The 21,381-nt window shown below is 73.5% G+C and carries 16 protein-coding genes and 3 tRNA genes; 7 read left to right on the top strand and 12 right to left on the bottom strand.

From position 1 onward, the window contains the following. Window positions 1-88: 88 nt before the first annotated feature. Genes purL through purS form a run of 3 tightly spaced genes read right to left on the bottom strand, consistent with a single transcriptional unit; the run spans window position 89 to window position 3,275 of the window. A complete protein-coding gene (purL, locus tag ACO1BR_RS04440; RefSeq protein WP_426793684.1) occupies window positions 89-2,338 on the bottom strand; it encodes a phosphoribosylformylglycinamidine synthase subunit PurL in 2,250 nt (749 codons plus the stop codon). Continuing rightward, complete coding sequence (gene purQ / locus ACO1BR_RS04435) at window positions 2,335-3,015, bottom strand: phosphoribosylformylglycinamidine synthase subunit PurQ (RefSeq protein WP_426793683.1); 681 nt, start codon at window positions 3,013-3,015, stop codon at window positions 2,335-2,337. Before purQ ends, purL begins: the two co-directional genes overlap by 4 nt. Then, the gene (gene purS, locus ACO1BR_RS04430) at window positions 3,012-3,275 is read right to left on the bottom strand and encodes a phosphoribosylformylglycinamidine synthase subunit PurS (protein ID WP_159503011.1); all 264 of its coding nucleotides are present in this window, start codon (window positions 3,273-3,275) and stop codon (window positions 3,012-3,014) included. Before purS ends, purQ begins: the two co-directional genes overlap by 4 nt. 299 nt (window positions 3,276-3,574) lie before the next feature. Here purS and ACO1BR_RS04425 point away from each other — a divergent pair, with 299 nt between their 5' ends. From ACO1BR_RS04425 to ACO1BR_RS04410, 4 genes are all read left to right on the top strand, one after another. Beyond that, a complete protein-coding gene (locus tag ACO1BR_RS04425; RefSeq protein WP_159503010.1) occupies window positions 3,575-3,895 on the top strand; it encodes a histone-like nucleoid-structuring protein Lsr2 in 321 nt (106 codons plus the stop codon). A 119-nt stretch (window positions 3,896-4,014) separates the two neighbouring features. Continuing rightward, window positions 4,015-4,086, top strand: a tRNA-Gly gene (locus tag ACO1BR_RS04420). A 74-nt stretch (window positions 4,087-4,160) separates the two neighbouring features. Next, window positions 4,161-4,233, top strand: a tRNA-Gly gene (locus tag ACO1BR_RS04415). Window positions 4,234-5,398: 1,165 nt separating this feature from the next. Next, window positions 5,399-5,471 (top strand) — tRNA-Gly (locus tag ACO1BR_RS04410). Between the two features lie 65 nt (window positions 5,472-5,536). On the opposite strand, the gene ACO1BR_RS04405 is transcribed toward ACO1BR_RS04410, so the two are convergent. Next, window positions 5,537-6,436: a phosphoribosylaminoimidazolesuccinocarboxamide synthase gene (locus tag ACO1BR_RS04405; protein ID WP_426793682.1), complete on the bottom strand. Its 900-nt coding sequence runs from the start codon at window positions 6,434-6,436 to the stop codon at window positions 5,537-5,539. A gap of 87 nt (window positions 6,437-6,523) precedes the next feature. After that, window positions 6,524-7,771 (bottom strand): MFS transporter, encoded by a 1,248-nt coding sequence (locus ACO1BR_RS04400; protein WP_426793681.1) that lies wholly within the window; start codon window positions 7,769-7,771, stop codon window positions 6,524-6,526. Between the two features lie 101 nt (window positions 7,772-7,872). Here ACO1BR_RS04400 and ACO1BR_RS04395 point away from each other — a divergent pair, with 101 nt between their 5' ends. Further along, complete coding sequence (locus tag ACO1BR_RS04395; RefSeq protein WP_426793680.1) at window positions 7,873-8,775, top strand: LysR substrate-binding domain-containing protein; 903 nt, start codon at window positions 7,873-7,875, stop codon at window positions 8,773-8,775. 69 nt (window positions 8,776-8,844) lie between these two features. Here the strand turns inward: ACO1BR_RS04395 and ACO1BR_RS04390 are convergent, their stop codons facing one another. The 3 genes from ACO1BR_RS04390 to purD all read right to left on the bottom strand — a co-directional run bounded on the left by ACO1BR_RS04390 (window position 8,845) and on the right by purD (window position 14,195). Then, window positions 8,845-10,326, bottom strand: a complete 1,482-nt coding sequence (locus ACO1BR_RS04390) for a N,N-dimethylformamidase beta subunit family domain-containing protein (protein WP_426793679.1) — start codon at window positions 10,324-10,326, stop codon at window positions 8,845-8,847. 260 nt (window positions 10,327-10,586) lie between these two features. Beyond that, window positions 10,587-12,485, bottom strand: coding sequence for a hypothetical protein (locus ACO1BR_RS04385; protein WP_426793678.1), 1,899 nt, complete (start codon window positions 12,483-12,485; stop codon window positions 10,587-10,589). A gap of 453 nt (window positions 12,486-12,938) precedes the next feature. Continuing rightward, window positions 12,939-14,195 carry a phosphoribosylamine--glycine ligase gene (gene purD / locus ACO1BR_RS04380; protein ID WP_426793677.1) on the bottom strand — a complete coding sequence of 419 codons (1,257 nt, stop codon included), beginning with the start codon at window positions 14,193-14,195 and terminating at the stop codon, window positions 12,939-12,941. A gap of 300 nt (window positions 14,196-14,495) precedes the next feature. Here purD and ACO1BR_RS04375 point away from each other — a divergent pair, with 300 nt between their 5' ends. After that, window positions 14,496-15,308 (top strand): SLATT domain-containing protein, encoded by an 813-nt coding sequence (locus tag ACO1BR_RS04375; RefSeq protein WP_426793676.1) that lies wholly within the window; start codon window positions 14,496-14,498, stop codon window positions 15,306-15,308. 104 nt (window positions 15,309-15,412) lie between these two features. Here the strand turns inward: ACO1BR_RS04375 and ACO1BR_RS04370 are convergent, their stop codons facing one another. The 4 genes from ACO1BR_RS04370 to ACO1BR_RS04355 form a co-directional block, all read right to left on the bottom strand. After that, window positions 15,413-16,063 carry a hypothetical protein gene (locus ACO1BR_RS04370; protein WP_426793675.1) on the bottom strand — a complete coding sequence of 217 codons (651 nt, stop codon included), beginning with the start codon at window positions 16,061-16,063 and terminating at the stop codon, window positions 15,413-15,415. Between the two features lie 95 nt (window positions 16,064-16,158). Further along, window positions 16,159-16,836, bottom strand: coding sequence for a GntR family transcriptional regulator (locus tag ACO1BR_RS04365; RefSeq protein ID WP_426793674.1), 678 nt, complete (start codon window positions 16,834-16,836; stop codon window positions 16,159-16,161). Window positions 16,837-16,945: 109 nt separating this feature from the next. Further along, the gene (locus tag ACO1BR_RS04360) at window positions 16,946-18,304 is read right to left on the bottom strand and encodes an aspartate aminotransferase family protein (RefSeq protein ID WP_426793673.1); all 1,359 of its coding nucleotides are present in this window, start codon (window positions 18,302-18,304) and stop codon (window positions 16,946-16,948) included. A 237-nt stretch (window positions 18,305-18,541) separates the two neighbouring features. Next, a complete protein-coding gene (locus ACO1BR_RS04355; protein WP_426793672.1) occupies window positions 18,542-19,339 on the bottom strand; it encodes a polyphosphate polymerase domain-containing protein in 798 nt (265 codons plus the stop codon). Between the two features lie 400 nt (window positions 19,340-19,739). Here ACO1BR_RS04355 and ACO1BR_RS04350 point away from each other — a divergent pair, with 400 nt between their 5' ends. Then, a complete protein-coding gene (locus ACO1BR_RS04350; RefSeq protein WP_426793671.1) occupies window positions 19,740-21,323 on the top strand; it encodes a serine/threonine-protein kinase in 1,584 nt (527 codons plus the stop codon). Window positions 21,324-21,381 lie beyond the last annotated feature (58 nt).

Raw genomic sequence — 21,381 nt, 5'->3', positions numbered from 1 at the left:
GGGCCGAAACGGCGACACGGCCCGCCAGGCGTACTGGCGGGCCGTGTCGGCACGGCGGCACACGCGGACCGGGGGTCCGGGAGCGACGCTAGGAGATCAGCCCCGGGATCGTGGTCTCGTGGGCGTGCCGCAGTTCGGCGAGGGGGATGCTGAACTGTCCCTGGATGTCGAGGGTTTCGCCGTCGACGACGCCGATGCGGGTGGCGGGGAGTCCCCGCGCGCCACACATGTCGGTGAAGCGGAGTTCCTCGCTGCGGGGCACCGCGACGATGGCGCGGCCGGCGGATTCGGAGAAGAGGAAGACGAACGGGTCCAGGCCGTCGGGAACGACCAGGCGCGCGCCCTTGCCGCCCTTGAGGCAGGACTCGACCACCGCCTGGATCAGCCCGCCGTCGGACAGGTCGTGGGCGGCGTCGGCCATCCCGTCCCGCGAGGCGGAGATCAGGATCTCGCCGAGCAGCTGCTCGCGGTCCAGGTCCACCCGCGGCGGCATGCCCCCCAGGTGGTCGTGGACCACCTGCGACCAGGCCGAACCACCCAGCTCCTCGCGGGTGTCGCCCAACAGGTAGATCAGCTGACCCTCTTCGGCGAACGCCACCGGGGTGCGGCGGGTGACATCGTCGATGACACCCAGCACCGCCACCACCGGAGTGGGGTGGATGGCCGTCTCACCGGTCTGGTTGTAGAGGGAGACGTTGCCGCCGGTGACCGGCGTGCCCAGCGTCTGGCAGGCATCGGCCAGACCGCGGGTGGCCTCGGCGAACTGCCACATGACCGCCGGGTCCTCCGGCGAGCCGAAGTTCAGGCAGTCCGAGACCGCCAGCGGCTTGGCGCCGGTGGCCGCGACATTGCGATACGCCTCGGCCAGCGCCAGCTGCGCACCGGCATACGGGTCGAGCTTGGCGTAGCGGCCGTTGCCGTCGGTGGCGACGGCGACACCCAGGTTGGTGTCCTCGTCGATCCGGACCATGCCGGAGTCCTCGGGCTGCGCCAGGACGGTGTTGCCCTGCACGAACCGGTCGTACTGGTCGGTGACCCACGCCTTGGACGCCTGGTTGGGCGAGCCGACCAACTGCAGCACCTGGGCACGCAGTTCCTCGGCCGTGGCCGGGCGCGGCAGGCGGGCGGCGTCGTCGGCCTGGAGGGCGTCCTGCCACGAGGGGCGGGCGTAGGGGCGGTGGTAGGTCGGGCCCTCGTGGGCGACCGAACGCGGCGGGACGTCGACGATCTGCTCGCCGTGCCAGAAGATCTCCAGCCGTTCGCCGTCGGTGACCTCACCGATGACGGTGGCGATCACGTCCCACTTCTCGCAGATCTCCAGGAAGCGGTCGACCTTGCCGGGCTCGACGATCGCGCACATCCGCTCCTGCGACTCGCTCATGAGGATCTCCTCCGGCGAGAGCGAGGAATCCCGCAGCGGAACGGCATCCAGCTCCACCCGCATGCCGCCGGAGCCGGCGCTGGCGAGTTCGCTGGTGGCGCAGGACAGGCCGGCGCCGCCGAGGTCCTGGATGCCGGCGACCAGATGCTCCCTGAAGATCTCCAGGGTGCACTCGATCAGCAGCTTCTCCTGGAACGGGTCACCGACCTGCACGGCGGGCCGCTTGGCCGGCTTGGCGTCGTCGAACGTCTCCGACGCCAGCACGGACACGCCGCCGATGCCGTCGCCGCCGGTGCGGGCACCGTAGAGGATCACCTTGTTGCCGGCGCCGGACGCCTTCGCGAGGTGGATGTCCTCGTGCTTCATCACGCCCACGCACAGCGCGTTGACCAGCGGATTGCCCTGGTAGCAGGGGTCGAAGACCACCTCGCCACCGATGTTGGGCAGGCCCAGGCAGTTGCCGTAGCCGCCGATGCCGGCGACCACGCCGGGCAGGACGCGCTTGGTGTCGGGGTGGTCAGCGGCACCGAACCGCAGCGGGTCCATCACCGCCACCGGTCGGGCGCCCATCGCCAGGATGTCGCGGACGATGCCGCCGACACCGGTGGCCGCGCCCTGGTAGGGCTCGATGTAGGAGGGGTGGTTGTGCGACTCGACCTTGAAGGTCACCGCGTACCCCTGACCGACGTCCACGACACCGGCGTTCTCCCCGATGCCGACGAGCAGCGCGTCGTTCTCGGGGGCCTTGTCGCCGAACTGCTTGAGGTGGACCTTGCTGCTCTTGTAGGAGCAGTGCTCGGACCACATCACCGAGTACATCGCCAGCTCGGCGCCGGTCGGACGCCGCCCCAGGATCTCCCGGATCCGCGCGTACTCGTCCTCCTTGAGGCCGAGCTCGGCCCAGGGCTGGGCCGCCTCCGGGCTCTCGGCCGCGTGCTTGACGGTATCGAGGCTCATGCGCCCACCAGCTTCTTCAGGATCGAGGTGAAGAACCCCAGACCGTCGGTACGCCCCGTACCGATCAGCGGCTCCACCGCATGCTCGGGATGCGGCATCAGGCCCACGACATTGCCCGCCTCATTGGTGATGCCGGCGATGTCCCGCAGCGAACCGTTCGGGTTGCCGTCCAGATAACGGAACGCCACCCGGCCCTCCGCCTCCAGCATGTCCAGCGTCCGCTCGTCGGCCACATACCGGCCGTCGATGTTCTTCAGCGGAACGCTGATCTCCTGGCCCCGCGCGTAGTCGGTGGTCCAGGCGGTCCCGGCGTTCTCCACCCGCAGCTTCTGGTCGCGGCAGACGAAATGCAGGTGGTTGTTGCGCAGCATCGCGCCGGGCAGCAGGTGGGTCTCGGTGAGCACCTGGAAGCCGTTGCAGATGCCCAGGACCGGCATCCCGGCCCGAGCCTGGTCGATCACGGTCTCCATCACCGGCGAGAACCGCGAGATCGCCCCGGCCCGCAGGTAGTCCCCGTAGGAGAAACCACCGGGCAGGACCACGGCGTCGACCTGGTGGAGGTCCTTGTCGCGATGCCACAGCGGCACCGCCTCGGCCCCGGCCACCCGGACCGCGCGCTGGGTGTCGCGGTCGTCGAGCGTGCCGGGAAAGGTGATGACTCCGACACGAACGGTCATGACTCGGCCCGCTCGGCTTCGTCGACCCGGACGGTGAAGTCCTCGATAACGGTGTTGGCCAGGAAGGTCTCGGCCATCTCATGGATACGGGCGAGGGCGGCCTCGTCGACCGGACCCTCCACCTCAAGTTCGAAACGCTTGCCCTGACGGACGTCGGCGATCCCCTCGAAACCCAGGCGTGGCAGTGCGCGCTGCACCGCCTGCCCCTGCGGGTCGAGGATCTCCGGCTTGAGCATGACGTCGACTACGACGCGTGCCACTGGCACTCCCGGTGGTGTGGTGCGTAAGGCGGTGACCTCACAGTACCGTGTTCGAAAATCTACGCGCATAGATATGAGGCCGTCCGATCACGACCCGGTATCGGCAGGAGTGCGCTCCAGGGAAAATCCTCGAAAAGATCCGGAGTCCTGATTGCGGGAAGACACGCTGACGAAATTAACTGGGCTTCACAATGCAATGCCCATCGCTGTACAAATGAAAAAGCATTGATCCCAATCAGCCGGATCCGGAGCATCACCCCATGTCAACAAGGGGTCGCTCCCCGAAAGGACCGATATCCGTGGCGCAGCGCGTAGTAGTAACGCTCTCCGATGACATCGACGGAGGAGAAGCCGCAGAGACGGTCATCTTCGGTTTGGACGGGAAGTCGTACGAGATCGACCTCAATCCCGCCAATGCGAAGAAACTGCGCGGCGCCCTCGCCCCGTTCGTGGAGGCCGGCCGCAAGCGTGCCAAGTCCGGCAAGACCTTCCACCGGACCGCGGTGACCCCCGATCCCGCGGCGGTCCGCGCCTGGGCGCGCTCCCATCAGATGGACGTCCCGCCGCGCGGCCGGATCCCCAAGAAGGTCTACGAAGCCTTCAACGAGGCCAACCACTAACCGACTTACCGGCACCCGCGGGCCAGCACACCGCCGACTTGCACAGCACCCCCACTGATCAGCTAGAGTCTGGAGCACGCCGAGGGGCGAGGCCGAAAGGCCGGGCCCCGAGGAGTCACGCGGGTGTAGCTCAGTAGTAGAGCGCCCCCTTTCCAAGGGGGAGGCGCAGTGTGCAATCCCTGTCACCCGCTCTGACAGTTCAACCGATCCAAAGGATCAGGTAGAGTAGCTGTCGCGCCACTTGGTGAAAGCCGAGTGGATGCCTGCGGACGTAGCTCAGTTGGTAGAGCGCAACCTTGCCAAGGTTGAGGTCGCGAGTTCGAGCCTCGTCGTCCGCTCAGGAAAAGAAGGCCCCGGTCCTGGAGACCGGGGCCTTCTTGATTTTCCGTCGCGGTCCGGCGGATTCCCGGCGTGCGGCTCTCGCGGGTTCCCGGCATGCGGGCTTGCGGACTTCCCGGCTTCCGGGATTCTCCCGGCGCTTTCTTCGCGGGTCGGGCTTTGCGGGTCGGACCCGGCTTTGCTGGTCGGGCATTGCGGACACGGGCTCGCGGGTGGGCCCTCGACCGGCCTCCCGCCGTCGCGCCGCGTTCGGATTGCCCCGGTACGGGGTGAATGGCCGTACGCGAACGGGGTGCTGCGATCTGCGTCACAGCTGGGGGCGGGGCGTATGCGCTCGGTGCGCTCCGCCGGGCGCGGGGCGCCGGTGACTGCCATGTGTCATCGACTGCCGGGGGAGGTGCGGCCGTGCCGTTCCTGTCCGGGACGGGCCCACGGGCGGGCTGGACGCCGAAGCCCGCCATGGTGCCGGGGAGTTGGTCCGGGGACATTTCCGCATACGGCAAAGGGCCTGGGGATGGGGATCGGGCGCGCGGGGCGGGTGCGTGCGTACGCGAGGAACGGCGTTGCGGGGCGCGCGTATTTCCCGGGCGAGACGGGCTGGTAGTGCTGCTACTCGCCCTGGAGTGGGCCGGGTTGACGCTTCTCGGGCGCGGCGTGCCGGCGATGCGCCGGGGCGGAAGGGGGGTGCTCGCGTGCGGGTGGTGGGCGTAGCGGGGGCTGCTGCGGCGGGTGTGGCGGTGGACACATTGTGGCGGGGGTGCGGCGCCGGGGTGCGGGGCGGGGATCGTGGCGCGTCCGGGATGGTCGGGGGTGTGGGGCGGGGGACGGGGTGGGCATGCCGGGGGCCGTGGCGACGGTGGGGGTGGCGCGGCGCCGGCGGAGGTCGTGCGCGGGAGGGGCGCCGCGCAGACCGTTGCGCGGGGCCGGAGTTGGCGGGGGACGGGGTCGGTGGCGAGGGGGTGCCGCGGACGGTTCGGGAGACGCGGTGCGGGAGCCGGGCGCTTGTGCCGGGGGGCGGGCCGCGCGGTCGCCGGGGGCGGGGCGGAACGGGCCGTCGGGCGGCACCGCGGAGGCGGGCGCGGGGCGCCGTCGCACGGCGGGGAGCGTCACACGGCGGCGAGGTTGGCTATAGTGGGGCTCGCACCGCGCGGAAGCGTGGGGCATGCGGACGTAGCTCAGTTGGTAGAGCGCAACCTTGCCAAGGTTGAGGTCGCGAGTTCGAGCCTCGTCGTCCGCTCCGAGAGAAGACCCCGGTCGGTTGCCGACCGGGGTCTTTTCGTGCTGGTCGGGCCGCGCCCGCGGTCAGGACCAGGTGTGGCCGGTGAGGCGCTCGTACGCCTCGAGGTACTTGGCGCGGGTGCGGTCGACGATGTCCTGCGGGAGGGCCGGCGGGGGCTGCTCGCCGGTGCGGTCCCAGGCCGCGGCGGGGGAGGTGAGCCAGTCGCGGACGAACTGCTTGTCGAAGGACGGCTGGGCGCGGCCCGGCTGCCACTGGTCGGCGGGCCAGAAGCGCGAGGAGTCGGGGGTGAGGACCTCGTCGGCCAGGGTGAGGCGGCCCTCACGGAAGCCGAACTCGAACTTGGTGTCGGCGAGGATCAGGCCGCGCTCGCGGGCGATGTCCCGGGCCCTGCCGTAGATGGCGAGGGTCAGCTGGCGGAGCTGGGCGGCGGTCTCGGCACCGACCTGGCGGGCGGTCTCCTCGTAGGAGACGTTCTCGTCGTGGTCGCCGACGGCGGCCTTGGTGGCCGGGGTGAAGATCGGCGCGGGGAGTTCGGAGCCGTTGACCAGGCCCTCGGGGAGGGCCAGGCCGCAGACCGTGCGGGACTTCTCGTACTCGACGAGGCCGGAGCCGGCGAGGTAGCCGCGGGCGACGCACTCGACCGGGACCATCTCCAGGGACGAGCAGACCATGGTGCGGCCGGCCCAGTCGGCGGGGGCGCCGGGCGGGACGTCGGTGGAGATGACGTGGTGCGGGGCCAGGTCGGCGAGTTGGTCGAACCACCAGAGGGAGAGCCGGGTGAGGACCCGGCCCTTGTCGGGGATCTCGGTGGGCAGCACCCAGTCGAAGGCGGAGGTGCGGTCGCTGGCGACCATGACCAGGTCGCCGTCGGCGTTCTGGTAGAGGTCGCGCACCTTGCCGGTGTGCAGGTGGGTGAGCCCCGGGACCTGCACGGGCTCGGGCTTTTCTACGAAACCGGACACGCTGCCTCCGCGTAGGTTGATCCAGGAGTCGAGGTGATTCTCCCGTATGGGGCGGGCGGTCCGTGCTTCGGGGGCGGCGGTCGGCGGTCACGCGGAGGTACGGGCTCCGGCGCGGGCGACCGTGGCGAGGGTGAGCAGGGCGAGGGCGGCGGCGCCCAGGAGGATCGCGGGCGGGGTGAGCGCGCCGGTGAGCAGGGTGACCACGTAGGGGGCGCAGAAGCCCAGGTAGCAGGCGGTCCAGAAGCGTGCGGTGAGGCGGGCGAGGTGGTGCGGGGGCGCGAGGGCGGCGACCTCCGTCAGGCCGTAGGCGACGCACAGGCCGTAGCCGGCGCCGAGCAGCGCGGCGGCGAGCAGCGCCACGGCGGGCTCCGCGCGCGCCACCGCGAGGGCGCCGGTCAGCAGGCCGGCGGCGGTGACGAGCAGGCCGACGGCGCCGGTGGCGACCCGGTGCCGGGCGGTCAGCCGGCGGGCGAGCGGGGCGACGAGGAGGCCGGCGCCGGGGGTGACGGCGGTGATGATCCCGGCGTAGACGGTCTGCCAGCCGTGGAGGCCGGTGTCGACGAGGCCGGGGAGGACGGCGAAGGCGATCGCGGGGGCGGCGAACACCCAGGGCGCCACCGGGACGACCAGGCGGCGGAACGGCGTGCGGTACGCGGGGACGGCGGGATCCGGGGCCGCGGTGCCCGGCGTCCGGGCCGGGACGGTCTCGGGGGCGCGGGCGGCGCTCAGGGCGGCGACCGCGACCAGGACCAGGTGCGGGACGTAGGCCAGGGTCATCGGGTACGGGGCCCACTGGGCTATCAGGGAAGCGGCCAGGCCCCCGGTGGCGAAGCCCGCGGAGAGGAAGAGGCCGGAACGGCGGGCGGCGGCGCCGGGGGTGGGCGCGGTGCCGTACGGCGGTGTGGAGAGTTCCTTGATCCAGACGCTGCCGGCGGTGAGCAGGGTGCCGGCGCCGACGCCGGTGAGGAAGCGGCCGGGCCACAGCAGCACCGGGGCGGCCGGGCCGGCCATCAGCAGGCAGGTCGCCAGGGCGGAGATGCCCAGGGCGGTGTAGGTGACCCGGCGGCGGCCGTGGCGGTCGGCGAGCGGGCCGCCGGCGAGGAGGCCGGGGATCAGGCCGACGACGTAGACGGCGAACAGGGCGGTGGTGGTGGCGGCGGTCAGACCGAGGTGGGCGCGGTAGGCGCCGAGGAGGGAGGAGTACTGGTTGGCGCTCCACCCAGAGGCGGTCATCAGCCAGCCGGCGCGCAGCCAGTGGCGGGGGGCGGTGACGGTGGCGGTGGCCGCGGTGGCGGCGGTGCCGACCTGGGCCGTCGGGGTGTGTGACAGGGGCATGGGGGACGTTGTACGGCGGGGGCGGGCCGGCGCGCCGCCTCCGTTCAGGAATGGTGAACGGCCCGGGGTGGAGGCTTCGGCCCCGGCTTATCGTGGCGCCTATGGATCTGCGACGGCTGTCTTCCTTCCTGGCGGTGGTCGAGGAGGAGCACTTCGGGCGGGCCGCGACCCGGCTGTTCCTGTCGCCGGCCGCGGTCACCCAGCACGTGCAGCAGCTGGAGCGGGAGTTCGGCGCGCGGCTGCTGGACCGCGGCCGGGGGCCGGTGGTACCGACGGTCGCGGGCCGGCGGCTGGCGTCGCACGCCCGGACGCTGCTGGCCGCCGCGAACGCCGCGATGGAGGACGTGGCCGAGGCCGCCCGGGGGCGCTCGTCGCGCGGGCTGCGGGTCGGGGTGATGAGCCACGGTTCGGCGGAGCTGACCCCGGCCGCGGTGAGCGCCTTCCGCCGGGCGCGTCCCGAAGTGCCGGTGCATCTGGTGGAGTTGACCTTCACCGAGCACTGCAGCGCGCTGCGAGAGGACCGGGTGGACGTGGCGTTCGTACGGCCCGCGGTGGAGGCCGAGGGCATCGAGGTGGACGTCCTGACGACCGAGCAGCGGATCGTGGCGGTCTCGGCGCGGTCGCCGCTCGCGGACGCGGCGCACGAGGGGCTGCGGGTCGCGGACGTCATCGATCTGCCGTTTCTGCGGGTGCCGGCGCGCACCCCGCGGCCGTTCGTGGACTATCTGTACTTCCGGGACGGCGAGCGGCGGGCGCCGGACTGCGCGCTGACGCCGCACGATGTGCTGACGAGTGTGGCGGCCGGGCGCGGCGCGGGGTCCGGGCTGAAGTCCTTCGCCCGCTACTACCCCTGGCCGGGCACGGTGTTCGTACCGGTGCTGGACGCGCCGCGGGCGCACAGCGTGCTGGTGACGCGGGCCGGGGACCCGCATCAGGAGGTGCGGATCTTCCGGGCGCTGACGGTCGCGCTGGCGCGGGAGTTGGGGGAGTTCGCGGCGCGGTAGGTCCCGGTGGCGGTGCGGGCGCCGGGGGCGCTGCGGGCGGTTCCCGGGGCCTGTCCGATGGGCCGGGCCCTAGTCGCGCTTGCAGATGCGGTCGAGGAGGTTGGCCGTGGCGCGCTGGACGCGCTGGTCGACGTGGCCGGGGCGGTCGAGGGCGGGCGACCAGGCGAAGGTGCCGGAGGAGAAGACCAGCGCGCCGCTGGGGGCGCGGTAGAGGGAGGTCTCCTGATGGCGGCGGTTGCCCTCGCTGTCGCGGTACGGGGAGTGGGCCAGCAGGATGCGGCGGGTGTGCTCGGGGAGGCTGGTGCGCGGGAAGTAGCGGTCGGCCTCGCCGGCGACCAGACCGGGGATCTCGTCGCCTTCGTCGGCGCCGGTGGCCTCCCACAGCCAGTGGTCGGCGTTGCGGACGACCAGGGGGGCGGGCTCGGGGACCCGGCCCGCGTACTGGATGCCCAACAGGCGCTGTTCGGGGTTGCCCAGTTCGCGCCAGAGGGCGGGGCGGCCGGGGCCCTGGCGCTTGCGGCAGGTGAGCAGGGCGGCGGGGCCGGACGGCGACGGGGACAACTCGACCTGCCAGTACATGGTGTTGGCGGAGAGGAAGACCAGGGAGGTGCCGCCGTCGCGGGCGCCCTCGATCGTGCGGCGCATGGGCACCGACCAGTACTCGTCGTGGCCGGGGAAGACCAGGCCGCGGTAGCGCGTGGGGTCGACGCGGCCGGCGTGCAGATCGCGGGCGTCGGCATAGGCGAGGTCGTAGCCGTAGCGCTCGGCCCAGCGGATGAAGTCGTAGGCGTGGCCTACGTGGAGGGGCAGGCCGGCGCCGGCGTAGGGGCGGTCGAAGGAGACGGTGGTGGCGGCGTCCCGTTCGCCGAGAAGGGCGCCCTTCTCGTCCCAGGCGTGGTAGAGGCTGGCGCCCGTACGGCCGTCCTCGGGGTAGAGGTTGTACGCCTGCCAGGTGATGTCGGGGAGCAGCAGCAGGAGGTCGGCGGGCTGGTCGTCGCGGACGGTGAAGGGGATGTGGGAGCGGTAGCGGCCGTCGGCGGTGGTCAACACGGCGACGTAGGCGCCCAGTTGCCAGTACGTGGGGACCTGGAGGCGCCAGGACAGCCACCAGTGGTGGCAGGAGACCGTGCGGTCGACCAGCATGGGGGACGGCTGGACGATGCCGGCGAGCCGGGGGCTGGTGGTGATCTTGGCGGCGCCGGCGCCGGCGTAGTGGCCGATGCGGTAGACGTCGATGCTGAAGGGCTGCGGCGGGTCGACCGAGACCCGGAAGTCGATGGCCTCGCCGGGGGCCACCGTGCCGGTGCCGGCGAAGCCCTTGATCTGGCAGTGCACGTCGTCGGCGGGGCGCGGGCCGTTGTGCTTGCGGGGCGCGGGCACCAGCAGGTCACCGCGGGCGACCGCGGGATCGACGTACCAGGGAATGATGTGGCCGGAGTCGAAGTACGTCTCGCTGCCGCGCAACCAGGGCAGCGGGCCCTGTCCGAACGGGTCCGTGACCGCGTGGGCGAGGGCGCCCGACTCCCAGCGCCTGATCTGTTCCGTCGCCACCTTCCACTCCCCTCCCGCGTCCCCCTTGGCCGCGGCCGACCGGGCGGGTGGCCGCCGCCCGCCGCCGCTCCGGGCCGCCGCCGTACGCACGGGGACGGATCCCGGCATCGGGGCGAACGGGCCTTACCCGTCCCCCAGCACATCACATTACGCACTCACTTCGTCACCCTTCGTCGTGAATTTAGGTCCGCTTGCCCCGAAGCATGAACTGGAAGGGAACACTCAGCCGGTTCGGCGGTCCGCTGCGATCACACGAGCGGTCACACCAGCCGGACCGGCTTCTCGGGGCGGATGCCTATGGTCGTCAGCCAGCCGCGGAGCGGTTCCGCGTCGCCGTCGTCGACGAGGCAGAGGACCGGGCGGCCGAGGTCGGCGCGGCGGGTGCCGTCGACGATGAGGGCGGGGCCGTCGAGCCAGTCCAGGCCGGGGGCGGCGCCGGCGGTGTCGACGGCGGCGCAGCAGACCATGGCCGTGACGTGGTCGGCGAGCAGTTCGCGGCCGGTGCGCGGTGGTTGCAGGGGGAACAGCGGGAGGCCGCCCTCGGCCAGGCCGTCTCCCCAGGCCACCCCTGCGGCGTCCCGCGTGCCACTACCGCGGGCCGCCTGGCGGGCGGCTTCCTCGCGCTCCTCGCGGGCGACCTCCGCGCCCAGCCGGGCGGCGACGAGATCGCCGGTGCGGGAGTCGCGGGCCAGGCGGTCGATCACCCGGGCCAGGGTCGGGCCGGCGGAGGCGGCGGCCACGGGGGCGGTGGCCGAGCCGGGGGGCTCTCCGCCGGGCCGGCCCGCGGGGCGGTGGCCGGCGGGCGCACGGGTGCGGGCGCGGGCGTAGGCCAGCGGCGGGGCGGTGGCGGTGGTGCGGTGGGTGGTGGTGGGCGCCGTGGGCGGGGCCGGGGAGGACGGTTCGGCGGGGGCGGCGGGGCGGTCCGGCGTACGGGACGCGGGGCCGTCCTCGGGGCCGGTGTCCGGCGGCGGGGTCACCGGGAGTTCGTCGAGGACGCGGTGCAGGCGGGCCGCCTCCAGGCGCCACTTCCGGTCCACGACCTCTTCCGGATACTGCTGCCAGCCGACCGGTGACCAGTCGGGCCCCGGCTCGGCCGGGCCGCCGTGGAAGAGCCGGGCGGCCAGCAGGGAGGCGGCGCGGTCGATGGCGCCGGGCTCCTCCAGGAGGTCGCAGGCGGGCCGTTCGCCGAGGCGGGAGGCGAAGCCCTCGGCGAGGCGGTCGCGGCGGGAGAGCTCAGTGAGCGCGGAGACCACGCCGGCGTCCAGCCGGGAGGGCCAGCGGCCCATCCGCCAGGCGGGCAGCGCGACCCTGGTCAGCAGCCGGTCCCAGCCCGCGTACGCCAGCCCGACCTGCTCCTGGGCGACGATCCGCAGGCCGTAGTCGACGGTCTGGGCGCGCTCGGAGGCGGCGGCCGCCACCCCGCGCTCCATGATCGTGGCGTGTTCGCGGCAGGCGCGCAGCAGCAACCGGGCCACTCGGCCGACGAAGCGGAGCGGGAGGCCGCGCAGCGGGCCCCGGGCGCGGGCCGCGACCGCGACCGCGGCGTCCAGGCCGCGGATGAAGCGGCGGGCGGCGGCTATGTCGGGGTGCGCCGACGGGCCGGTGCCGGCGACCACCGGGGCCAGCAGGGCGCGCAGTTCGGCGACCCGCATCCACCACAGGAACGGTGAGCCGATCACCAGGACCGGGGCGTCAGGCGCCCGGCGGCCGGCGCCCCGCGCGGGCCGCGGCGGGCCGTGGGCGCGGTGCGTACGGTCCTCCAGCCAGCTGTCGCAGTCCGGGGTGAGGGCTATCGCGGACGGGGCGGGGACGTCGAGGCGGTCGGCGAGGTCGCGGACGAGGCGGTAGAGATCGGGGGCGGACTCCTCGGAGAGCGGCACGGAGGGGCTGAGGGCCGGCCGCGCGCGGACGACGACCGCGGCCACCAGGGCGGCCAGCAGGAGCGTGAGCACCGCGGCCCCGCTGACCGTCCAGCGGGCGATGCCCCAGCCGCCGTCGGCGCCGAGGCCGGCGCCGAGATGGCCGGTGGCGCCGCCCGCGAAGAGCACGACCGCGACCGCGGCGGGCAGTATCGCCGCGGCCAGCGCCGCGCCGCGGACGCGGAGTACGGCCAGGGCGCGGGCACGCGCCGCCAGGACGCCTGTTTCCGGACTTGCCACGAGCCTGTACACCCCCTGCTGTCCTGATGGAGCCGGACCGGAGAGATAAGGAGAGAGAACACGGGACGGGGAACGGGACGGACGGACGGACAAAAGATGATGCGGTGCGTGGGCGAGCGAGGTCACTCCCCCACCACTGTGGCACTGGCCACTGACATCGCAATGCCGGTGACCCACTTGCCGGACGCCACCGTGGCAACCGTGCCGGATGAGGGCACTGCGACCGCAGGACGCTTGCGCGGCACCCTAGTTGGGGGTTGTTCTTTCGTCAGCCGGTTACCGGCGCGGTCACTCGATGGAATGGCTTTGGGTAAAGCCGGGGACCGGTGACCGGTCGATCTGGGCCGCTTCCCGGGTGTCCGGAAGGCCCGGAAAGAGTCGAGGCATATGCCATGGGGAATGACATATGCCTCGGACCACGTGTGCGGCGCGTGCGGGCGCGCCGGAGACGCGCTACGCCTCCGCCGCCGCCTTGGCGGCGATGTCGGTGCGGTGCTGGGAGCCGTCCAGGGAGATCCGGCCGACGGCCCGGTAGGCGCGCTCCCGGGCGGTGGCCAGGTCGGCGCCGGTGGCCGTGACGGACAGCACCCGGCCGCCCGCGCTGAGCACCGCGCCGGACACGTCCCGCTCGGTGCCGGCGTGCAGCACGTACGCATCGGGGGCGTCCTGCTCGGCCACCTCGGCCAGGCCCTCGATCGGGTCGCCGGTGCGCGGGGTGCCCGGGTAGTTGTGGGAGGCGATGACGACGGTGACCGCGGCGCCGTCGGTCCAGCGCAGCGGCGGGAAGGTGGCCAGGGTGCCGGTCGCGGCGGCGTGCAGCAGGCCGGCGAGCGGGGTCTGGAGGCGGGCCAGTACGACCTGGGTCTCCGGGTCGCCGAACCGCGCGTTGAACTCGATCACGCGGACCCCGCGGGAGGTGATCGCCAGGCCCGCGTAGAGCAGCCCGGAGAAGGGGGTGCCGCGGCGCCGCAGTTCGTCGACGGTGGGCTGGAGCACGGTCTTGAGGACCTCGTCGACCAGCTTCGGGTCGGCCCAGGGCAGCGGGCTGTAGGCGCCCATCCCGCCGGTGTTGGGGCCCGCGTCGCCGTCGTGGGCGCGCTTGAAGTCCTGGGCGGGCTGGAGCGGGACGACGGTGTCGCCGTCGGTGACGGCGAAGAGGGAGACCTCGGGGCCGTCCAGGAACTCCTCGATCACGACGCGGTCGCAGGCCAGCGCGTGGGCGCGGGCGGCTGCCACGTCCTCGGTGACGACGACGCCCTTGCCGGCCGCCAGGCCGTCGTCCTTGACCACGTACGGGGCGCCGAAGGCGTCCAGCGCCTCGTCGATCTCCTCGGGGGTGGTGCAGACGTAGCTGCGGGCGGTGGGCACGGCTGCGGCGGCCATCACGTCCTTGGCGAACGCCTTGGAGCCCTCCAGCTGTGCGGCCTGGGCCGACGGGCCGAAGACCGGGATGCCGCGGTCGCGCACGGCGTCGGCGACGCCCGCCACCAGGGGGGCCTCGGGGCCGACGACGACGAGGTCGGCCTCCAGGCCCACGGCGAGTTCGGCGACGGCCGCGCCGTCGAGGGCGTTGACACCGTGCAGTTCGGCCACCTCGGCGATGCCGGCGTTGCCGGGAGCGCAGTGCAGCGCGGTGACGTCGGGGTCGAGGGACAGAGAGCGGCACAGGGCGTGTTCGCGGGCGCCGCCGCCGATGACGAGGACCTTCACGCAGTGCAGCCTAGACGAGCGGCGCGACGGGCCCGACGCCAGCCCGCACGGCTGCGGACATGGACACGGGCGCGGATACGGGCCGCCGGGCGGGCCGGAAACCGTCCGCCCCCGCGGCGCCGACTCTTTCGGGTGAGATCCGCGGCGGCCCTATACCCGATCCCGCACCACTTCCGGGCGGAAACGGCGCGACCGCGGGACGGTGGCCAGCCGTTCGGCGGTAGGAAGGGGGACGTGCGCAGCCGCTGTCTCGTTACGCCACGGGCGCACCGCACATATCCGTACAGAGGGAGCGCACGGGTGAGTCAGCCGGAGATGCAGCCCGAGGTGCCCCCTCGGGGGGAGGGCGGGCGGGGACGTGGCCACGGGCGGCATCCGGACCGCTTCCGGGAGCGGGGACAGCTGGAGCGCCGTGCCACCGACCGGATGCGGGGCCGGGGCGATCTCATCGGGCGGGCCTTTCCGGGCGGCGACTGGGGCGAGCCGGCCGACCGGCTGGACGCGCTCTATCTGTGGACCGAGGAGAACGCGCTGCGCACCGCCGACTGGTATCTGCACGACCGGCTGGCCAAGCGCCGGGGCGCGCGGGTGCTGCGGCTGGGCGCCGCGGCCGGGGTGACCGCGGGCGGGGCGCTGCCGCTGCTGGACCTCGCCGGGGTGTGGGAGCACGCGGCGCCGTGGGGCGCGCTGGCGCTGCTGCTGGCGGCGGTGTGCGTGGGCGGCGACCGGTATTTCGGGGTGACCACCGGCTGGATGCGCGATCTGGCCACCGCGCAGGCGATCCACCGGCGGCTGGAGGCGTTGCAGTTCGACTGGGCGTCCGAGGGGGTGCGCGAGGTGCTCGGGCCGACGGAGGGCACCGCGAGCGAGGCGGCGGAGCGCTGCCTGGGGGTGCTGCGGCGGTTCAACGAGGACGTCGGGGAGCTGGTCCGGGCCGAGACGGCGGACTGGATGGTGGAGTTCCGGTCCGGGCCGGTGCCGCAGGCCACGCAGGCGGTGCTGCCGTGGGCGGCGCCGCGGCAGGAGGGCCCGGGCCAGGCGGGGCGGTTCGTGCTGCCGCCCGGTGCGCGGCCGAACATGCCGCGGCAGCGGCCACCGGAGGCGCCCCGCTGAGGGTGCGCCCGCGCCGGGTGCGCGGTGGGAGGACGGGATCCGGGCGGGCCGACGGGGGTGTGGGGCGCCCCCACCGGCCCGCCCGGTGCGGTGTCCGTACCGCTTCAGCTGAAGACGATCATGGAGCCTTGGCCCAGGCTCCGGGTGGCGGCGGCGTGCAGCCCGAGCCAGACGTGCCGCTCCCGTGCGAACGGGCCGTCGTCCAGAGGGGCCGCGCCCGCCCGCTCCTCCAGCGAGGTGGGGCCGGCCGGCGGCGCGGGCGCGGCCGGCGGGTTGGTCGGGTCGATGCCGAGGGCCGGTGCGACCAGTTCGAGGTCGCGCAGCAGGCCGTGCGAGGAGCCCAGCGGACCGCCGCCGGCGAGCAGTTCGTCGTTGGCGAGCGGGTGCGGGAAGTCGACCGGGACGTACGCGCCCGCGTGGTCGTAGTGCCAGACCAGGTGGGACTGCTGAGCGGTGGTCTCGAACATCTCCAGCAACTGCTCGTAGTCGCCGCCCAGTTCGTCGACCGGGGTCACCTCCAGGCCACACAGCCGCAGGAGGTAGGCGCGGCGCAGGAAGTGCAGCGCGTCGTAGTCGAAGCCGGCGACCGGTGCCACGTCGCCGGAGAGGCCCGGCATGTAGCTGAAGACCGGGACCGTGGGCAGGCCCGCCTCGGCCAGGGCGTTGTCGTAGGCGGCGATCTCTTCGGAGAACGGGTTGTCGGGGCTGTGGCACAGCACATCGACGAGGGGTACCAGCCACAGGTCACATGCCACGGGTGAGGGCTCGCTTCCGGTCGGGGACGGGGACACCGGCGCACGTACAGGTACGGGTACGGCCCATTACGGCCGATGGTCGGGACAGCGTAGTGCTACCCGGGCTTTCCGACGAGAGCGAGGGAGTGCTCGTTGTACTCGGCGATCAGCCGCTGGGCGTCCGGCAGGTCGTGCCGCAGGAGGGCGTCGGCGAGTTCGCTGTGGCCGTGCCAGAGGCGGCCGCGCAGCTGCGGCTCGCGGCGCAGCACGGGCACCGCGAACATCCAGGTCTGGACCCGGAGCCGGTCGAGGAAGTCGCTGATGTAGGGGTTCTTGACGATGCCGCTCAGCTCGCGCCAGAACCGCAGGTCGTAGCCGATGAGGACGTCGAGGTCGCCGGCCCGCGCGGCGCGCTCGGCCTCCTCGGCGCGGCGCCGGATGGAGATCAGCACCTCGGCGGGGGTGGCCAGCAGGGCCCGTTCGGCGCCGCTGCGGAAGATGCCCTCGATGATCAGGGTGCGGGCCTCGACCATGGCGCGGAAGTCGTCGGCGGTGAAGGCGTGCACCTTGAAGCCGCGGTGCTGCTCGACGTCCAGCAGGCCCTGGGCGCACAGGTCGAGCAGCGCCTCGCGCACCGGCGTCGCGGAGACGCCGTACTGGTCGGCGATCTCCTTGACGGTGAAGGGGTGGCCGCACGGCAGCCGGCCGGCCAGCACCTCGTCGCGCAGCGCGTCGGCGATCTGCTGGCGCAGGGTGCTGCGCCGTATGACTGAGCTCTCTCCGCCGGCGGCCATCCGGTGCGTCCCCTTCGACGTCCATGACCGCAGGTGAGCGCGGCCCTCGCCCACGATAGGCGAGGGCCGCGGCACGGTGCCTCCCGATGGGTGCACGCGCGCGGCCGGCTCAGGCGGTGTGCGCGTCCGCGGCGGTCAGCGCCTCGTCGAGGGCGGCCAGGCCCTCCTTGGCCTCGGCCTCGGTGACGGTGCAGGCCGGGACGACATGCGTCCGGTTCATGTTCACGAAGGGCCACAGGCCGCCGCGCTTGCAGGCCGCGGCGAATTCGGCCATCGGGGCGTTGGCGGCGCCGGACGCGTTGTAGGGCACCAGCGGTTCGCGGGTCTCCTTGTTCTTCACCAGGTCCAGGGCCCAGAAGACGCCCATGCCGCGGACCTCGCCGACCGAGGGGTGCCGCTCGGCGATGGCGCGCAGCGCCGGGCCGATCACCGTCTCGCCGATCTCCGCGGCGTTCTCCACGATCCGCTCCTCGGCCATCGCGTTGAGGGTGGCGACGGCGGAGGCGCAGGCCAGCGGGTGGCCGGAGTAGGTCAGGCCGCCGGGGTAGGGCCGCTGGTCGAAGGTGGCGGCGATCTCGGCGCTGATGGCGACGCCGCCCAGCGGTACGTAGCCGGAGTTGACGCCCTTGGCGAAGGTGAGCAGGTCGGGGGTGACGCCGAAGTGGTCGGCGGCGAACCAGCGGCCGGTGCGGCCGAAGCCGGCCATCACCTCGTCGAGGATGAAGACGATGCCGTGGCGGTCGCAGATCTCGCGGACGCCGGCGAGGTAGCCGGGCGGCGGGACCATGATCCCGGCGGTGCCCGGGACGGTCTCCAGGATGATCGCGGCGATCGACTGCGGGCCCTCGAAGGCGATGGTCTCTTCCAGGTGGGCCAGGGCGCGCTCGCACTCCTGGGCTTCGCTTTCCGCGTGGAACGGCGAACGGTAGAGGAACGGGCCCCAGAAGTGGACGACGCCGGCCGAGGCGGTGTCGGAGGGCCAGCGGCGCGGGTCGCCGGTCAGGTTGATCGCGGCGGCGGTGGCGCCGTGGTACGAGCGGTAGGTGGACAGCACCTTGGCGCGGCCGGTGTGCAGCCGGGCCATCCGGACCGCGTTCTCCACGGCCTCGGCGCCGCCGTTGGTGAAGAAGATCTTGTCGAGGTCGCCGGGGGTGCGCTCGGCGATCAGCCGGGCGGCCTCGGAGCGGACGTCCACGGCGAAGCCCGGGGCGAGGGTGCAGAGCTTGCCGGCCTGCTCCTGGATGGCCGCGACGACCTTGGGGTGCTGGTGGCCGATGTTGGTGTTGACCAGCTGGGAGGAGAAGTCGAGGTAGCGGTTGCCGTCGTAGTCCCAGAAGTACGAGCCCTCGGCACCGGCGACCGGCAGCGGGTCGATCAGGCCCTGTGCGGACCAGGAGTGGAAGACGTGCGCGCGGTCGGCGGCCTTGACCGCGGCGCCGGCGGCGGGGTCGGGGTGCTTCGTGGTCACGGTCGGTACCTCGGATCGGTCGCGGGAGTCCGCCGCTGGACAGGAACGGCGAACGGCTCCCAGCCTAAGGATCACGGTCCGCCGACCGGTACCGACACTGTGTATGGCGCTCACCACGCGCACGGACAGAATGTCTACGGTCTGGAGGAAACTCCAGGGATGCCCGGGGGTGGGGTACCTCCCCCGGGCTCCGTCAGGAACCGCGGCGCTCGGCGTGCGGCGCGCGGGGCACGGCGGTCAGGCCGCCGCGGTGGGAAAGGCGGTGCGGACCGCCCCTTGCCAGTGGTTGGCGTACAGATGGGGCCGCAGCGCCGACAACCCGGCGCAGTACTTGGTGAACTCGGCGGCCTGGAGCCCGTATCCGGTCAGCAGCCGGTCGGCCTCGGTGAGCCGCCCGCAGGTCTTCGTGTCGACGAGGACCAGCCCGCCGTCGGCCCGTACGGTGCGGCCGGTCTCCAGGTCGCGGCAGAGGAGGGCCGCGTCGCAGGTGACGCGCTGGCCGTCCGCCACGAAGGTGGTGCGCTGGTAGTCGGTCTCTAAGGAGCGGCCCAGTTGGGTGGGGGCCTGGATGCCGTATGTGCGGTCGAGCACGGAGGCGAGGAAGCCGCGCGGGGCGTCGCCCAGGGCCGCGGCGCCGGGCATCAGCGGCTGGCGGTGTTTGACCGTTTCGCCGTGCCGCCCCTTGAGCTTGATCTCGAACTGCCGCTCTCCGGTGTCGGCGTAGAGCCGCTCGCGGATCTTGAAGCGGAGCCGGTTGCGCTGCCGGTGGTCGTGGAAGGAGCGCAGGTCGGGGGTGTCGTAGTAGAGGGAGTGGTAGCGGAACCAGCGGCGGCCGTTGATGCACAGCACCGCGAACGGGCCGCCGGGGCGTCGCCGGTCGGTGAGTTCGGCCGCGAAGGCGGCGAAGACCTCGACCGGGACGAGGTAGGTGCTGCTGTAGCGGGCGAGGAGTTCGGCGCGGGCCTGGACCTCGGCCAGCGGAACCGGTCGGGCGGCCATCGCGGCGCGCGCGAGGGCTCGTACGGCGGGTATCACACGGTCTCCTTGTGATGGGGGACGGGGGATCGTGCACGCCTGGGCATCGTGAGGTGTCTGTCGTCGCTCTGTGCGTCGCTCTGTGCGGTTGTTCTCCGCTCTCGACGATCGGTAACCCCGTAAAGTTCCGGGACGCGGAATCAGACATCCATTCCGTCAATTCCCGGACAGGGAAGCCCTCTTGACGACACAGCAGCCCATCAGGCCACCGCCCTGTATGCCGCGCCGCGGGGAACCCGGCCCTCGGGGACGGCGGCGCCCCGGCCCGCCCCTACGGGCGCACGCCTTGGCCGAATCCCGCCCCACCGGCCTGACATACGGCCTCGATATCCTCACCGCGGACGAGTTGGCGCTCCCACTGGGCGGGGTCGGGGGAGACCGGGCAAAGGGGCGGCGGATCATGGAACAGCAGAGGCGTTCAGGACGGGCGGGCCGATCCGGAGGGCTGACTCCGCTGGGCGCGCAGGATCCCCAGTGGATCGGGGACTACCGCCTGATCGGACGGCTCGGCGAGGGCGGCATGGGCCGGGTGTTCCTGGCCCGTTCGGACCGCGGCCGGACCGTCGCCGTCAAACTGGTGCGTACGGAACTGGCCCACCAGGAGGAGTTCCGGGCCCGCTTCCGGCGCGAGGTACGGGCCGCCCAGCAGGTCGGCGGGGAGTGGACCGCTCCCGTACTGGACGCGGACACCGAGGCCGAGACCCCCTGGCTCGCCACCGGGTACATCGCCGGCCCCTCCCTCCAGCAGGTCGTCGGCGGGGGCGCACCGCTGCCGGAGCGCACGGTGCGGATCCTGGCCGCCGGGCTGGCCCGCGCGCTGCGGTCGGTGCACGCCGCCGGGATCATCCACCGCGACCTCAAGCCGTCCAACATCCTGATCACCATCGACGGCCCGCGGGTCATTGACTTCGGCATCGCGCGGGCGCTGGAGGGGGTGGCCGCGAGCGGGGTGACGCATACGGGGGCGGCGGTGGGCTCGCCCGGCTTCATGGCCCCCGAGCAGGTCCGCGGCACACCGCTCACCCCGGCCTGCGACGTCTTCTGCCTCGGCTCGGTGCTGGTGTACGCGGCCACCGGCCGCCAGCCGTTCGGCTCCGACACGACCCTGCCGCACGCCATGATGTACCGCATCGCCGAAGAGGAACCGGACCTGACCGGCCTCCCCGAGGGGCTGTACGACCTGGTCACCGCCTGCCTCGCGAAGGACCCCGCCCGGCGCCCCGCGCCCGGGGACCTGGCGGCGTGGGCCGAGGAGGGCCTGCCCGCCACCGGGGCGGCCGACGACGAACCGTGGCTCCCGGGCGCGCTGATCGCCCGCCTGGGGCGGCACGCGGTGGAGCTGCTGGACGCGGAGAACCCGCACGACGACCCGGACCGGACGCCCGCCCCGCCGACCGCCGTCCGGCCGCACGGGTCACCCGCCGCGGACCCGGCCGCCGGGCCGCCCGCCACCGTGGCGCCGCCGGCCGCCCCGGCCCCGGCGCACCGCCGCCGCACCCGCCGCACGCGCCGCACCCGCCGGACGCTGCTGGCCGCGGCCGCACTGGTGCTGGCCGGAGCGGGTGCCGCCACCGCGTACGCGCTGCTGGGCGGGTCGGACGGCAGCGCCGTCGCCACCGAGAAGGCCCCGGCCCGGACCACGGCGCCGGACGGCGGCATTCCGGCCGGCTACCTGGGCATCTGGTCGACGACGGTGGGCGACTCCGCCCTGGATGTCCGCCGCTTCACCCTCATCCAGGGCAGACCCGGCGAGACCGTGCTCCGGATGCAGGCCACCGGGCCCACGTACGACTGCCGGTTCGCGGCCACCCTCAAGAGCGCCGGTCCGCCGGTGCGACTCGGCCCGTCCACCGTGGTCTCCGGCCCGCCCGACACCTGCCGCCCCGGCTCCCCCAGCACCCTGGAGCTGATCGGCGGCCAGCTGCGGCGCACCTTCGACAAGGCGGGCGGCCTGGCGCCGCTGCTGTACACGAAAACGGGGTGACGGCACAGGCGCGCAGCCTGTGCCGTCACCCCGGGCGGGGGGGGGGGGGGGGGGGGGG

Origin of the sequence: Streptomyces sp. YGL11-2 (assembly GCF_050054615.1) — a bacterium.
In the GTDB taxonomy this organism is placed as follows: Bacteria; Actinomycetota; Actinomycetes; order Streptomycetales; family Streptomycetaceae; genus Streptomyces.
The sequence above is the reverse complement of the archived record's forward strand: the minus strand, read 5'-3'. Positions and strand labels throughout refer to the sequence as shown.